Source organism: Bacillus cereus group sp. MG9 (assembly GCF_040459995.1).
Classification (GTDB): domain Bacteria; phylum Bacillota; class Bacilli; order Bacillales; family Bacillaceae_G; genus Bacillus_A; species Bacillus_A mycoides.
Map to the genome: position 1 here is coordinate 1122989 of NZ_JARVHC010000001.1, position 15737 is coordinate 1138725.

Consider the following 15737-nt stretch of genomic DNA (forward strand, 5'->3'; position numbering starts at 1 on the left):
CAAAAAATTAAGATTCAAATGATATGATAAAAGTAACATGGGGAGGAGATGAATGTGAATCCGTTTCAAACGATGCGAGCTAGATATTTTTTAATTGCATTTGCATTACTAATTTTAATAGCACGAAGTAGTAATGAAGTGCTAGAAAATACATTTCATATACAGAATTCATCTTTTATAAATATGCTTATATTTTATATCCTTCCAATAATATGGCTTTTTTACGGATATAGAAAGCATCGTGTTTCATTTTCATTATTTATTAATAGAAACGAAACATTTAACCTAGTGCAAGTTTTGTACATCGCGATTATGCTTTGTATGTTTAGTTACGGCTATCTTATTTTATATATGTACAGCTTTGCATGGATTACACCAGATTTTATTATGAATGCCTTGCATGAACCGATTATAGATAGTACCGGGGGATATGTATTTCAATTTATTAGGGTTGTATTTATCGCGCCTATTGTCGGAGAGTTTGTTTTTCGAGGGTTTTTACTGCAGCGTTTTGCGGCAAAATGGGGTACTAGTATAGCAATGGTCGTTGTAGCACTTTTATTTGCGTGCTTACATGTTGATTTCCTTGGTGCAGTTGTGTTTAGCATCGTACTATCAATTGTATATATTCGTACGAAAAGCTTACTCATGCCAATTGCTATTCATATGTTAAACAATGCGTTTGTGCTTAGTTCTTCTTTTTTAGTAAGTAGAGAAAAGATAATGAGTTTTGCCGATTTTTCGAACTATACGACATTCTTTCCAGGATTAATTATTTTTATGACAGGATTAAACTTAGTGCTCATCTTTTTATTTGTGAATCGCAAATATTGGAGTAAAGAAGTGCCTGTTATATATGCGGAGAGGGAGAAGAGCTTTTCAAGTATAATAGGAGATAAATAAGGTAGAGAAGACGTTTGAGAAAATATTGAAGGAAATGATAGATTATTGTACTTCTATTAGATATAAGTACTTTTCCATCAATAATGATACAGGAAATATTATTTTTCTTTTTATCGTGTTAGGGACATTAATAATAGTCAGCTTTATTATAGAAGAAATGATGAAGCGCATCTTCAGACAGTATGTAAAAAATGAAGTGAATTATGTTAGGGCTCATAAAATGTTTGAGAAAGTGATGGGGACTTTTATTTTATCCCGCATTAACGGGCAGTAAAACTCCCACCTCAAAATTCGACTGGAGCAAAGAAGTTAGGTGGGAGATTAACTGTCCGTAAACGCCCGATTGGTTCAACTAATAATCAGTGGGGATGAACAAAACCCCACTGATTAAAGTTTCACTTTATGAAAACTAAATCATCATTAATTCGAAATTTGAAAGGGATGTATAAAATTATATGAATGAAACAATATCGTCAAATAAGTTTTTTTATTTGATTGTACTGAGTTTAGTATTGATTACGACAGTAAATGTTGTTCTTCGCTGGGAGGAAGCTTACTTTTTCATGTATTTAGCGCTCCATTTATTAGGGATTTTATGCATAACGGGCGGAGTAGTTGCTGAGAAAAAGCATGAAGAAAGTATTAATTATATGTGTGTGATGGGTCTTATTTTACTTCTAACTGTACAAGGTATTATGAAATATAGTTCTTTTTCTTTGCAAGATTTTAGTTTGTTAATAGATGTGCTTCCTTAAGAAGGATTTTAAGGGTTATGAATATATAGGATATGTAAAAGGAACTTGTTTGTAAGTACATTTCTTATACTAGATTATGAGCCGAAGAAAATATTTGAAAATAGGTGAAACTCTTCTTGTAATAGAAGAGTTTTTTTATGTAAATTGAACGAGCTAGAACAATTATCACGATTAGCTTGTTCTAATTTTGAAAGTACGAACTTACAATAATAATAGACAGGCAGCATAGAGGAGGGAATAACGTGAGGAAGGTTATTGGGTGGTCGCTTTTTTTATACGTTGGTTTTGCGCTATTTATATACTGGTATTTATTTGGATGGAATCATGAAATTATTCCGGACATGTATAAAGGAACGAGGGCAGATCCAGAGACTTTTATGAATGCGAGGGAGCTTACGCTAAGCCAAGATTATTCGCGCGTGAAAAATTTACTTTTCTTTTTAGCGACGCCTCTTGAATGGATTATTTTATTGTTTGTACTCGTGCTCGGTATTTCAAGAAAATTTGAGAAATGGTCGAAGGAAACGACCAAAATAAATGTCTTACAAGTTGCGATTTATTTCTTCTATTTATCATTATTGACAACAATTCTTGCATTACCGATGCAATGGATTGGGCGTAAAGTGTCTGTTGATTACGGAATCTCTACGCAAAGTACACAAAGCTGGGTAAAAGATCACGTTATCGATTTTTGGGTGAATTACGCGACTATGTTACTTATCGTTACTGTTCTTTTATGGCTTATCCGTAAATTCCCGAAGAGATGGTGGCTAGCAGGATGGGCACTCTCTGTTCCGTTTACGATTTTTTTAACGTTCGTGCAACCTGTTATTATTGATCCACTTTACAATGATTTCTCGACGCTAAAAAATAAAGAATTAGAAACGAAAATTTTGACAATGGCAGATAAAGCTGATATTCCAGCTAAACACGTATATGAAGTAAATATGTCGGAAAAAACGAATTCGTTAAATGCGTACGTAACGGGAATTGGCCTTAACTCTCGCATTGTAATGTGGGATACGACGCTTAAGCAATTAAAAGATAAAGAGATTTTATTTATCATGGCTCATGAAATGGGACATTACGTAATGAAACATATATATTGGGGCGTTGCGAGCTATGTCTTGATATCGTTTATAGGTATGTATTTAATTAGTTGTATTTTAAATATGTGTATTCGAAAATGGGGAGATACATTGCAAATTTCAAAATTAGCGTGTTTCTCAATTTTACCTTTATTCTTCTTAATTTCTTCTATACTATCTTTTGCTGCAAGTCCTGCATCAAATTACGTATCACGCATAGAAGAACGGGCGGCAGATCAATACGCTCTAGACATGACGAAAGATGGGGAATCAGGTGTGAAAACTTTTCAATATTTATCAAAAACGAGCTTAAGCCAAGTGAATCCGCCTGCGTTAGTGAAGTTTTTCTTATATACACATCCACCAATTTTTGAAAGAATTCATACGTTTGAACAATATGAAAAACAGAAAAAATAAAGAAAGAAGTAGCGATTATGCTACTTTTTTCTTTTTATAAAAATATAAGTTTGAGAATGGGAATATTTATCATTGCTTTTTATTGTGATTTTGTAAATAATAAGCTATAAAATTCTAAAAATCTATATATAAAGGAATAAAGGTGGAAAAATGTATTTTTTACAAAATTTAAAAGTGAAATATAAATTGTTCTCGCTTATCTCATTAGCAGTTTTGGGAATGATAACTATGAGTTGTGTAGCAGTTAATTCAATTAATCAGATTAAGTATGATACGGAAATTGTCGTAGATGATTATCAAAATTCAGCAATTTTATTAGAAGGGATGCTTCGTACACAAAATTCACTAGAATATAACTTACTAGAATTAATTACAACGTCACAAAATGAGGGGACAAATAAAGAGGGGATTATTGGTAATGTTGAAAAGGATCTAAAGAAATATGATTCTTTATTAAAAGAATATGATGATGGCGTTAATTTAAGTAAGCAAGAGGATGAACTGTTTCAGAAGATGAAGAAATCTTTGCCAAGTTATATGGATACATATAAAAAGTTGTTTGAAAAAGCGAAGGTGACAAACGAACCCCAGCTGGTAAACGAATTTCATAAGGAATTAAAACCAAAGGGAGTAGAGTTAGCTAGTTATGCGGTAGATCTAGAAGCATATGTTTCAAACTTAGCTGATCAAGTATTTAAAGATTCTCAAAAAATGATAGATCAGTCCGTTATTACTTTTATCATTCTTGCAGTAGTTACTACAATCGTTATATGTATAGTAAGTTATATTATTAGCAAGCTTATAGTTGCTCCTTTACAAACGGTTAGTCGTATGATGGAAAGAGCAAAAGAAGGAGATCTAACTGTATATGGTGATTATAATGCTAAAGATGAATTGGGCTTATTAGTAAGTGATTTTAACGAGATGATTGCAGGGCTAAGAGCAAATATGCAAGAAGTAGATAATAATATTCAGCTTTTATTCCAACATGCAGACGGAGTAGTATCTGCATCGGAAGTATCTAGTGGTGCAGCGAAGAAAATCACTATAGATATTGAAGAAGTTGCAAATGGTGCAGAGAGTCAAATGCAAGCAATGGAGCAAACTGCGGGTGCGATGGAAGAGTTGACACAAGGAATGCAGAGTATAGTGAATACATCATCCTCTGTAAATGAATTGTCTGCTCAATCAGCATTAGATGCAGAGAGTGGTAACAAATTAATGAAACAAATGATTCAACAGATGGATACGATCCAAAATTCAGTACATAGCGGTGTCAAACAAGTTGAGACTATGAAGGAACAATCAGAAGAGATTGTTAAAATTATTGATGTTATGCAAGGTATTACCTCTCAGATTAACTTATTAGCATTAAATGCCGCAATTGAGGCTGCACGTGCTGGAGAAAGTGGTAGAGGATTTGCAATTGTGGCAGATGAAGTAAGAAAATTAGCAGAACAATCTAGTGATTCTGCAAAACAAATTGAGAAACTTATTATTCAAGTTATGGGAACAACGAACCATACGGTAGACATGATGGGGAAAGTAGATAATGAGGTACAGGCAGGTACACAAGTAGTGATGCATACAGAAAAAGTATTTGGAAAAATCACTGAAAAAGTGCAGCAAGTATCTAATCAAATTCAAACTGTATCTATGTCTACAGATGAAATTGCAGCGAGTAGTGAGGAGATTTCTGCTTCTGCAGAAGACATGGCTCAAATTTCTCAAAGATCATCTGATCGAACTGATAGGGTAAAAGAGTCTATTCATCAGCAAGAAAAATCGGTTCAAGAAATCTCGGTTTCAATTGAGCATCTGCATAGCGTAGCAGGAGGATTAAAGCAGATTGTTTCACAATTTACTCTTCAAAAATAGTATATTTAAGTTTATATATAGTGAAATTCCTCTGAATAAATAATAGAAAAATCATCCTTTATAAGAAATAAAGGATGATTTTTCTATTATGAAGATTTGGTGTGAATTCTACTTTTTACATTCTATTTTTTTACAGTTTTTCAATTGTGATATATAATGATATGTAATGCTTTTAGAATTTTTAGTTTATAAAGAGATGATTGTAGGGGGAGGAGAAAATTGTTTCATTCAAAATCAATGCCGGCTATAAAAATGATCCTTTCGATGTCTATTTTCGGATCGATTGGATTTTTTTCTGTCCAAACGGGTTTACCATCTTTTGAATTAGTATTTATTCGGTGTATTTGTGCGACTTTATTTTTAACGCTATGTTGGTTTGCAACAGGACAATATAAAAATGAGAAATGGAATAAAAAAGAAATTGTACAAATATTAGCGTGTGGCGTATTTCTCGTTTTTAACTGGGTGTTTTTATTTAAAGCGTTTGAACTTATGTCGATTACAATTGCGATTTCTGTATATCATCTTGCACCGATCATCGTATTAATGATTGGTAGTATTGTATTTAAAGAGAGGTTAACAGCATTTGCGGTTCTGTCCATTACCATATGTTTCATCGGTACAGTTTTAGTAGCTGGGGTAGATGGAAGTATGTCGCTTGAGAAACTTATGTCGTCTGGAATGGTGTGGGCGCTTCTTGCAGCTTTATTTTATGCATTTACAACGTTGCTCGGAAAAGGAATTAAGCATGCGAGTGCATATGCGATGACATTTTTACAAACTTTTTTGGGTATATTTTTATTGCTACCATTCGTAGATTTCGGGAAATTTCAAGGATTAACAGAGATGAACTGGATAATGATCACAGCGACAGGACTTATACATACGGGATTTGTATATTACTTATTTTTTGACAGTTTAAGAGATTTATCGACGAGATTAATTTCGGTATTAGTGTTTTTAGATCCTGCGGTTGCAATACTATTAGATACAGTCTTTACCGGATTTAGACCGACTAGTATGCAAGTAGTGGGGATTATCCTTATATTTGTAGGAATGGCATTTACTTTCTGGAAGCCGAGGGATGAAAGAGTGAAAGTGTACTCAGAAGCATAATATTTACCGGGATTAAAAGTAGCTACGTCATTAACGTTAATAGGTGGAATGTTTTTTAGTGCAAATGGACAATATTTGCACTTTTTTTGTCTGAAAAATGAAGTTTTTATAAGCAAAGGATTTAATGAAAATCTTATAGAATATGTTAGTGTACAACATTGTAAATCCTTTGAAACTGAAGAAGGATTTACAGAGTGTACGTCATAATAATTTGTCTATGATTCGGTATACCAATTGAAATGAGGACGGATTTGCTTCCCTTTAGTAGTAATCTTCAAAATAATAGATGTTAAAAATGAATGTATTACATGAGATTTGCAAATACAGCATATGTAATATGGAAAAAGAATGTAGTCTATTATTTTCCATTTTAATAAAATGGAAATGAAGGAGAGAGGGCAATGAAGAAAAGAATGTTGCGTATAATGACGGTAGCGACTATTATGGGTGGTTTATTATTAAATGCAAATGTTCCTAATATAAAAGCAGAAGAGTATCCAGAAATGATTGTATTTGATGATGTTCCAGTAGGCTATTGGGCATATGAATATATTATAGACGTTGCATATAATAAAGTTATGCTAGGTTATGGAAATGGGAAATTTGGTGTTGGCGATAATGTAACGCGAGAACAAGTGGCGGCAGTACTGTATCGCGCACTTAATATAAAACATGAAGGACCGTTACATAATCCGTATAAAGATATTTCTGAAAGATCAACAATGTTTCCAAAGGAAATTTTAGCATTAACAGAACATGGTATTTTTAAAGGCGATGAGAAGGGGAATTTCAGACCGGGGGAAACGATAACACGTGCAGAAGTAGCACAAGTCCTTACACGAGCATTTTCATTTGAAGTGAAGAAGAAACATACATTTGCAGATGTACCAAATAATTATTGGGCAAAAAATGCAATTAGTGCATTGCAATCTAATAATGTCATAATAGGAACAGGGAATGGAAAATTTGAACCAAATAAATTTGTAACACGTGAGCAATATGCAGCATTTTTATATAAGGCTATTATTAATTTTCATTTGAAAGATGAGAAGTATTAAGCGGAAATTCAAAAGTTGTTTAATAGAAAGGTGAAAATATTTTAATTATAGTAATATGTTATTTTGAAAAAAGTGCAAAAGTTTTGCGCTTTTTTTATTTAATTCATGTATATTTATTCACTTTAATACAAAACATGAATTTACCAAAAATGAAAAAAACAGGTGTGTTAAAGTGACAATTCATAAGAAAAAGATATTATTTAGTAACTTTATTATCAACGAAGTGTAAAGGAAAGTATGTGAAAAGATGTTCGCAAATTAGACAAAACTTATATAAATAAGTATATTGATACTTTTTTATTAATTCTTTATAGTAGAAAAAAAGTATGTTTTTAGGGGGAAAATGCGGTGAAGAAAAAGTTTTTAAAAATAGCAACGGCTTTAACAATTATGGGTGGAGTTGTATTAAGTGCAGAAGGTACTAAAGTAAATGCTGAAGTAGTTGTGAAGCAACAACAACAAGCAAATTCTGTTGTATTTAAAGATGTACCAAAAGGTCATTGGTCTTTTGAAGCTATTCACACTCTAGCAGGCTGGGGAATCATTAATGGTTATGGAGATGGGAAGTTTGGTTTTGGTGATGATGTAACACGTGAGCAAGTAGCGGCTTTAATTTATCGTACGATTGATTTTAGCGAAGTGTTTGAGGAAGGCGACGTACTTGAGAATCCATACAAAGATATTAATGAAAACTCAACAATGTTCATAGAAGAAATTTTAGTATTAACAGAAGTAGGTATCTTAAAAGGTGATGGAACTGGGAACTTTAGACCGAAGGATACGCTAACACGTGCGGAAATGGCACAGGTTCTTACGAATGCTTTTGAATTAGAAGCAAAGGGACCTCATACTTTTAATGATGTTCTAACAGATTCATGGGCAAACAATGCAATTAGCGCAATACAAACAAATAATATTACAATTGGAATAGGAGAAAATAAATTTGGTCCGTCTATGAGCGTAAAGCGCGAACAATACGCACAGTTTTTATATAGAGCCATTTCGAATGATATGGCACAGCAATAAAAAATAATACATAAAGGCCACTGTTGTATAGCAGTGGCCTTTTTTTGCGCGAAAGAAAGGCGGTTTGAAAAAAACGAAGTGAATTTTCAAAAAAAACTTCCTTTTCTGAAGATTTGTTATATAATATAAAACATAAAATCAAATCTGTTATAAGACAGTTTAAGAAGGGGATGCTAATATGTCGACGCAAACTTCACGGGTTACACTGGCCGGAGAAATGTTACCAGCGTACAACGAAATATTGACACCTGAGGCGCTTAGTTTTTTAAAGGAACTGCATGAAAATTTCAATGAACGCCGCACGGAACTTTTAAAAAAGCGTGTGGAGAAACAAAAAAGAATTGATGCAGGGGAGTTTCCTACGTTTTTAGAAGAAACAAAGCATATACGTGAAGGGGATTGGACAATTGCCCAGCTTCCGAAAGATTTAGAGGATCGCCGCGTGGAGATTACTGGGCCGGTGGATAGAAAGATGGTCATTAACGCTTTAAATTCAGGAGCACATCTTTTTATGGCAGACTTTGAAGATTCGAATGCACCAACTTGGAGAAATGCTGTCGAAGGTCAAATTAACTTACGAGATGCGAGTAAGGGAACGATTTCACATAAAAATGAAAACGGAAAAGAATATCGTTTAAATAGTAAAACAGCTGTATTAATTGTGCGTCCGAGAGGGTGGCATTTAGAAGAAAAACATATGCAAGTTGACGGCAAGAACATGTCTGGCAGTTTAGTAGATTTTGGTTTGTACTTTTTCCATAATGCGAAGACGCTTTTAGCAAAAGGAAGTGGCCCGTACTTTTACTTACCGAAAATGGAAAGTTACTTAGAGGCAAGATTATGGAATGACGTTTTCATATTCGCTCAAAAGTATATCGGCATTCCGAACGGAACGATTAAAGCGACTGTGTTAATAGAAACGATTCACGCTTCATTTGAAATGGATGAAATTTTGTATGAATTAAGAGATCATTCTGCTGGTTTAAACTGCGGACGATGGGATTATATATTTAGTTTCTTAAAGAGCTTCCGTAATCATAATGAATTTTTACTTCCGGATAGAGCGCAAGTCACGATGACAGCGCCGTTTATGCGCGCGTATTCTTTGAAAGTTATTCAAACGTGTCATCGCCGTAATGCGCCAGCAATCGGAGGGATGGCAGCGCAAATCCCAATTAAAAATGATCCAGAAGCAAATGAGGCAGCTTTCGAGAAAGTGCGTGCTGATAAGGAGCGCGAAGCTTTAGACGGTCATGACGGGACTTGGGTTGCCCACCCGGGACTTGTACCGGTTGCAATGGAAGTATTTAATCACATAATGAAAACGCCAAATCAAATTTTTAGAAAGCGTGAAGAAATACGTGTAACAGAAAAGGACTTATTAGAAGTGCCGATGGGAACGATTACAGAAGGTGGCCTTCGCACGAATATTAACGTCGGTATTCAATATATTGCATCTTGGTTAAGCGGGAGAGGAGCAGCTCCAATTTATAACTTAATGGAAGATGCGGCAACAGCGGAAATATCAAGAGCACAAGTATGGCAGTGGATTCGTCATGAGGGTGGAAAGTTAAGTGATGGCCGTAATATCACTTTTAAATTGATGGAAGAATTGAAAGAAGAAGAACTAGCAAAAATAGAAAGAGAGATTGGTAAGGAAGCATTTAATAAGGGGAGATTTGAAGAAGCAACAAAACTGTTTACAAACCTTGTTCGTAATAACGAGTTCATGCCGTTTTTAACATTACCGGGTTATGAAATTTTATAAGAAACAAGAAAAGGGGATGGAACATATGAAAAACGAAAGAATTGATAAATTGCAGGAAAGCTGGGAACTAGATACGCGCTGGAAAGGGATCACACGTCCATATACAGCTGAAGATGTAATTCGTCTGCGCGGATCGATTGATATTGAACATACGTTAGCGCGCTGTGGTGCAGAGAAGCTTTGGAAATCACTTCATACAGAAGATTATATTAATGCACTTGGGGCATTAACAGGAAACCAAGCGATGCAACAAGTGAAGGCTGGATTAAAAGCAATTTATTTAAGCGGTTGGCAAGTAGCGGCAGATGCGAACCTTTCTGGACATATGTATCCTGACCAAAGCTTATACCCAGCGAACAGTGTGCCAGCTGTTGTAAAACGAATTAACCAAACACTTCAACGTGCTGATCAAATTCAGCATATGGAAGGTAACGGTGATACGGATTATTTCGTCCCAATTGTGGCGGATGCTGAAGCTGGGTTTGGTGGACAGTTAAACGTATTTGAATTAATGAAAGGGATGATTGAAGCGGGTGCATCTGGCGTGCACTTTGAAGACCAATTATCTTCAGAGAAAAAATGCGGGCATTTAGGCGGAAAAGTATTATTACCGACGCAAACAGCGGTGCGTAATTTAATTTCGGCACGTCTTGCTGCGGATGTAATGGGTGTACCAACAATTATCGTCGCAAGAACAGATGCAGATGCGGCAGATTTAATTACGAGCGATATCGATCCAGTTGATCAAGAGTTTATTACAGGTGAAAGAACGCCAGAAGGGTTTTATCATACGAAAGCAGGTCTTGATCAAGCAATTGCACGTGGTTTAGCGTATGCGCCGTATGCAGATCTCGTTTGGTGTGAAACGTCGGAGCCAAACTTAGAAGATGCAAAACGCTTTGCGGACGCAATTCATAAGAAATATCCAGGGAAGCTACTTGCTTACAACTGTTCCCCTTCTTTTAACTGGAAACAAAAATTAGATGAAAAAACGATTGCAAGCTTCCAAAAAGAAATTGCATCGTACGGTTATAAATTCCAGTTCGTAACGCTTGCTGGATTCCATTCATTAAATTACGGCATGTTTGAATTAGCGCGTGGTTATAAAGAGCGCGGCATGGCAGCGTACTCTGAATTACAACAAGCAGAGTTCGCAGCAGAGAAATACGGTTACTCTGCAACGCGCCATCAACGCGAAGTAGGAACAGGATACTTTGATGAAGTAGCACAAGTGATTACAGGCGGTACTTCATCAACGACTGCTCTAAAAGGATCCACAGAAGAAGAACAGTTTACGAAATAAAGGTATAAGTAGGTGCCCCAAAAAATATTTTTGGGGCACTTTTCTTATTTGTTATTACGTCGCTGACATTGTTAAACTTTGTCGGAAAGTTGATGTAATTTTATTTGTCGTCGTATTGTGGGACGTTCACTTCTATTTAAAATATCCAATCTAATATAGTGAATATACCAACGATAGCAGTAAAAAGAAGGAATGCGAATAATGATAGACAGCCCCATGTAAATAGTTTGTCTTTCCATGTTTCTTCATAATCATCAATTAGTTCCTCTATCACTTTTTTCTGCAATGGCTGTAAGGGACGTTCGGTGTGTAGTCCTGTAATAATGTTACGATCTCCTTTGAATTTTAAAGCACGTACAATATGATAAGAGTCGTTTCCCATCGATTTTTCAAATTGTAGACATGCCGCGTGCATAACATCTGTTTTCTCTTTTTCAAGATACCAATACCGTCCGGCCATTTCTGGGTAATGTAAAGTAAATGTCACCGAGTTTTTTCCTAAGTGCTAATTCATTCGGATAAGTAGTGATTAATCCGTGTAATCTATCTCTTGCTTTTCCAAGGTTGTTATTTTCAATATCTTTTTCAATTCTCTTTAATGTTTTTTTAGGGATTATTTCTGTCATACACGCCTCCTTATTAGAATAGGTATGGTTATATTTTATAAGAAATACTAAAATTTAGAAATTTTATTTTTAAAAAGATTGTACATTCTATTTTAAGTGTGTTATGATAATACCAGTTGAATAATTAAATTAAGCAATCCATATATTATCAAATGCCGAAAACAAACGGGAAAAAGTATGTGAGAACTAGTTTATGTTTCGAATTTGATAATGTGTGGATTCTTTTTTTATACATGAAGACTAAATAAAATGTATTTTCGTAGGAGGAAATAATTATGACAGTTACAGGACAAGTAAAATGGTTTAACAACGAAAAAGGCTTCGGTTTCATCGAAGTTCCAGGCGAAAACGATGTATTCGTACATTTCTCTGCAATCGAAACTGATGGTTTCAAATCTTTAGAAGAAGGCCAAAAAGTTAGCTTCGAAATCGAAGATGGCAACCGTGGACCTCAAGCTAAAAACGTAATCAAACTATAATTTTATAGTTTATTATAGAAAAAAGGATGGCTTATGCCATCCTTTTTTTTGTTGTTGAGATATACGATATTTATATTAGTAATAAAGACAGCCTAAAAAGTACGATTGAAGAAATAAAGGCGTACTCGAAAACTTATGAAAATGATAAAGTGACGGTAATTGATTTGAGGAAGTCTCATTCTCGGTATTTAGATCAAGAACCATATATAATCATAGTACAGGTTGAAAGAGATACAGAGAATCTTGGAAGGAAAAATAGTAGTTTTTTTTGAGGATGAAGAAGAATGAAGGAAATGGCAATCAGTATGTAAAAAGGGCTTTCCGTAAAGGAAGGCCTTTTAGTGTTCTTTCACAGCTTTTTTCTTTTCACGTTTCTTGCATTCTGGACATTTAGATTTACGAAAAGGCTTCGCGAAGAACAGTAAAATAAAAAATAAACCGAATATAATACTCGCTGAATTTTTTACGATAACAATGCTACTATTTTTCATTTGAATTGTTGGATGATCTTGCTTTTCTTCCATGAGAGACCTCCGTATATTTGATTTATATTTTAATTATAGCAAAATTAATTGCTGTAATTATATGAAAAGGGGAATGTGTTAAACATATTAAAAATGATATAAATTCTTTTTTCGTATATAGAATCCTCTTTTTATACAGATTATTCCCTTAATATTCATATATAATTATTAATAGATTTGTATTATATTTGATTTATTATAAGTATTTGTAAAGAATCGTAGAATGTAAACCATTTCCTTTTCGTAGGTGCTACTATAAAAGGGAAATGAAGAAGGGAAATTAAATAGCAATCGAAAATTAAAAAAAGAGAGGTGAAAAATCTGTTACTAACAAAAGAGCGAGTATAGATAAAAATATTCTTAGCGTGCAAAAACTACATACTCTAAGGATATACATTTTCCTATATTTGTAGTAGCAGACAGTAGACTATGGAAAGTAAAGTAGAACGTTATGTCGAAAACTATGTTGTAAGCAAAAATACAATGGCCTTACTTCCTGTTGTTCTAGGAGAAAAGAAAGTTGTTACGCGAATTGTAGAAATGGAAGATTCTTTTTTCGTATTTCAAAAGCCTCTTGATATTATAGAGAGAAGTTGCCGGAAGCATGGTTCTAGTTTCTTTGGAAGAAAAGAAGGAACGAAGGAGTTAACTCGTATTACACATAAAGCTCCTATCGCAATTAGCCCGACAGATCAACTTTATTTTTTCCCTACGTATTCTTATTCTCGAAAAGAGTGTGCGTGGTTGTCTCATTTTCATATTGAAGATAATAAAGAATTAAAAGATGGAAATCTTATTATTAGATTTATAAATGGTTTCGCTGTGAAACTAGAAATGTCAAAAAGTAGCTTTGAAAATCAGCAAAATCGTACAGCGAAATTACGGACAGAGTATGAAGATCGTAAGAAAAAACAAGGAAATCCTTGCTTTAAAGAGATTGATAAAAATGAAGAATCTAAATTAACACCAGCATATGAGAAAGTGTATTTTGTGAAGGAAGGCGAAGTGTGAGAGGGAAAGGATGGGGAGACTCATCCTTTTTATTTGTCTGTTTTTGTCGGAAAGTCGATAAAAATCAAATTGTGGTCGATGTATTCAGAAAATCACCGCTGTAATTTCATTTACCGAAAAAAATCATTAAAAAATATTGTTCCTCAAACAACCAAACGTACAACAAACCTTGTCGAATATTGAAAGATTATCATAGCATAATAATGAAGGAATTCTAGCGAATGATATGGAAACTTTAATAAATACATCTCCATATGTCGTATCTACCATTTCCTCTTTCATTTAAGCAATGATACAGTAGAGGTAGTAATTAGAGTAAAGGGGTAAAGTGTAGAATGGATTTTCAAACGATCAAAGAGTATTTTTCACCAGAAAATATGGATCATATTGTTGAAAGTTATCGTGCGTTCGGACCACTTCTCGGTATTGGCTTACCGATGATAGAGGCGCTTATTCCGGCATTGCCACTCATTGTGTTTGTGTTGGCGAATGCTGTTGCATTTGGTTTTTGGTTCGGTTTTCTTTATTCATGGATTGGGTCAGTAATTGGTGCAATGCTTGTATTTTTCATTATTCGTAGCTTTGGAAGAAGTCGTTTCTTTTCTTTTGTAAATAAGCATGAGAGAGTGCGAAAAGCGATGGGATGGATTGAAAGAAAAGGGTTCGCGCCAATCTTTGTTATATTTTGTTTTCCGTTCACACCATCTGCGCTTATAAACGTTGTAGCTGGTTTATCTCGCATTAGCGTAAAACAGTTTGGACTAGCATTAGCATTTGGAAAGCTTGTTATGATCTTTATTTTAACGTATATCGGTCATGATTTAGTGTCATTTATTCATAAGCCGGTGAAATCGGTTATTGTGGGCGTTGTTATTTTTATTTTATGGTATGTCGGTAAAAAAATTGAAGTAAAGTTAGAACTACATTAGGAAAAGTCTTCTTTGTCCCGCATTAACGGGCAGTAAAACTCCCACCAGAAAATTCGACTGAAGCAAAGAAGTTAGGTGGGAGATCAAACTGCCCGTAAATGCCCGATTGGTTCAACTAATAATCGGTGGGGGATGAACAAAACCCCCACCGATTAAGTTTCACTTTATAAATGCAAGCTTCATCATTAAAGGGCGAGGGGAGAAGCGAATGAAGAAAACTTTGAAAAAAGAAGGGCTAGAGTGGATAAGAACAATTTTAATTGGTGTACTATTAGCTATATTTTTTCGAACGTTTTTCTTTTCAACGTACGTTGTAGAGGGGAAGTCAATGATGCCGACATTGCAAGATGGCAATATGCTCGTTGTGAATAAGGTGAGTTATCAAGTAGGGGACTTGAATCGATTTGATGTCGTCGTTTTTCATGCGAATAAAAAAGAGGACTATGTAAAGCGAATTATCGGTTTACCTGGGGATCATATCGAATATAAGCATGATAAATTATATATAAACGGACAATTCGTGGATGAACCTTATTTAGAGACGTATAAGAAAGAGACAAATGGACGGCAATTAACAGGCGATTTTAAACTAGAAGAGTTAACGAAAGAAAAGTTTGTACCACCCGGTTCTATTTTTGTAGTTGGTGACAACCGCCTTGGTAGCTGGGATAGTAGGCACTTCGGTTTTGTGAAAGCTGATACAGTTGTCGGTAAAGTTGATTTACGATATTGGCCGATTCAAGAGGTACAAACGAATTTTTCAAAAGGCTGATATAATAAAATGAAGTATAAGGAAAAGACAAACGAGTATGTTTGTCTTTTTTATCGTCCTATAATACAATTGTGATAGCAAACT

Annotated in this window: 15 protein-coding genes and 3 pseudogenes; 16 read left to right on the top strand and 2 right to left on the bottom strand. The window is 34.5% G+C overall.

The features are described 5' to 3' along the window. The first annotated feature begins 54 nt into the window (after positions 1-54). The 10 genes from QCI77_RS05695 (at position 55) to aceA (ending at position 11312) form a co-directional block, all read left to right on the top strand. The gene (locus QCI77_RS05695; RefSeq protein ID WP_113769107.1) at positions 55-903 is read left to right on the top strand and encodes a CPBP family intramembrane glutamic endopeptidase; all 849 of its coding nucleotides are present in this window, start codon (positions 55-57) and stop codon (positions 901-903) included. A 34-nt stretch (positions 904-937) separates the two neighbouring features. Then, on the top strand, positions 938-1177 hold the full coding sequence (locus QCI77_RS05700; protein ID WP_113769179.1) for a malate synthase: 240 nt from the start codon (positions 938-940) through the stop codon (positions 1175-1177). A 181-nt stretch (positions 1178-1358) separates the two neighbouring features. Beyond that, positions 1359-1658: a hypothetical protein gene (locus tag QCI77_RS05705; RefSeq protein ID WP_001006056.1), complete on the top strand. Its 300-nt coding sequence runs from the start codon at positions 1359-1361 to the stop codon at positions 1656-1658. A gap of 242 nt (positions 1659-1900) precedes the next feature. Beyond that, a complete protein-coding gene (locus QCI77_RS05710; protein ID WP_113769108.1) occupies positions 1901-3163 on the top strand; it encodes a M48 family metallopeptidase in 1263 nt (420 codons plus the stop codon). 150 nt (positions 3164-3313) lie between these two features. Beyond that, the gene (locus QCI77_RS05715) at positions 3314-5041 is read left to right on the top strand and encodes a methyl-accepting chemotaxis protein (RefSeq protein WP_113769109.1); all 1728 of its coding nucleotides are present in this window, start codon (positions 3314-3316) and stop codon (positions 5039-5041) included. Between the two features lie 219 nt (positions 5042-5260). Further along, positions 5261-6157 (top strand): DMT family transporter, encoded by an 897-nt coding sequence (locus QCI77_RS05720; protein WP_113769110.1) that lies wholly within the window; start codon positions 5261-5263, stop codon positions 6155-6157. A gap of 401 nt (positions 6158-6558) precedes the next feature. Beyond that, positions 6559-7215 (top strand): S-layer homology domain-containing protein, encoded by a 657-nt coding sequence (locus QCI77_RS05725; protein ID WP_113769111.1) that lies wholly within the window; start codon positions 6559-6561, stop codon positions 7213-7215. A gap of 348 nt (positions 7216-7563) precedes the next feature. After that, positions 7564-8241, top strand: a complete 678-nt coding sequence (locus QCI77_RS05730) for an S-layer homology domain-containing protein (protein ID WP_088030985.1) — start codon at positions 7564-7566, stop codon at positions 8239-8241. 178 nt (positions 8242-8419) lie between these two features. Further along, entirely contained in the window at positions 8420-10009 is a 1590-nt protein-coding gene (gene aceB / locus QCI77_RS05735) for a malate synthase A (RefSeq protein WP_113769113.1), read from the top strand. 25 nt (positions 10010-10034) lie between these two features. Then, the gene (gene aceA, locus QCI77_RS05740) at positions 10035-11312 is read left to right on the top strand and encodes an isocitrate lyase (protein ID WP_002140795.1); all 1278 of its coding nucleotides are present in this window, start codon (positions 10035-10037) and stop codon (positions 11310-11312) included. 136 nt (positions 11313-11448) lie between these two features. On the opposite strand, the pseudogene QCI77_RS05745 reads toward aceA, so the two are convergent. Further along, a pseudogene (locus QCI77_RS05745) lies at positions 11449-11938 on the bottom strand (DUF6584 family protein). Positions 11939-12213: 275 nt separating this feature from the next. Between QCI77_RS05745 and cspA the strand changes: the two are divergent. Together cspA and QCI77_RS05755 are read left to right on the top strand one after the other, a co-directional pair. Further along, positions 12214-12417, top strand: coding sequence for an RNA chaperone/antiterminator CspA (gene cspA, locus QCI77_RS05750; protein WP_002011282.1), 204 nt, complete (start codon positions 12214-12216; stop codon positions 12415-12417). Positions 12418-12443: 26 nt separating this feature from the next. Then, positions 12444-12705: pseudogene (locus QCI77_RS05755) on the top strand (hypothetical protein). Positions 12706-12755: 50 nt separating this feature from the next. Here the strand turns inward: QCI77_RS05755 and QCI77_RS05760 are convergent. Beyond that, positions 12756-12941, bottom strand: coding sequence for a hypothetical protein (locus QCI77_RS05760; protein WP_002011281.1), 186 nt, complete (start codon positions 12939-12941; stop codon positions 12756-12758). Between the two features lie 302 nt (positions 12942-13243). Between QCI77_RS05760 and QCI77_RS05765 the strand changes: the two are divergent. The 4 genes and pseudogenes from QCI77_RS05765 to lepB all read left to right on the top strand — a co-directional run. Then, a pseudogene (locus tag QCI77_RS05765) lies at positions 13244-13321 on the top strand (RNA-guided endonuclease TnpB family protein); the annotation flags it as partial. Between the two features lie 49 nt (positions 13322-13370). Then, positions 13371-13952 (top strand): competence protein ComK, encoded by a 582-nt coding sequence (locus QCI77_RS05770; protein ID WP_002011279.1) that lies wholly within the window; start codon positions 13371-13373, stop codon positions 13950-13952. Between the two features lie 335 nt (positions 13953-14287). Further along, the gene (locus tag QCI77_RS05775) at positions 14288-14881 is read left to right on the top strand and encodes a TVP38/TMEM64 family protein (protein ID WP_002011278.1); all 594 of its coding nucleotides are present in this window, start codon (positions 14288-14290) and stop codon (positions 14879-14881) included. A gap of 208 nt (positions 14882-15089) precedes the next feature. Next, positions 15090-15653 (top strand): signal peptidase I, encoded by a 564-nt coding sequence (gene lepB, locus QCI77_RS05780; protein ID WP_113769115.1) that lies wholly within the window; start codon positions 15090-15092, stop codon positions 15651-15653. Positions 15654-15737 lie beyond the last annotated feature (84 nt).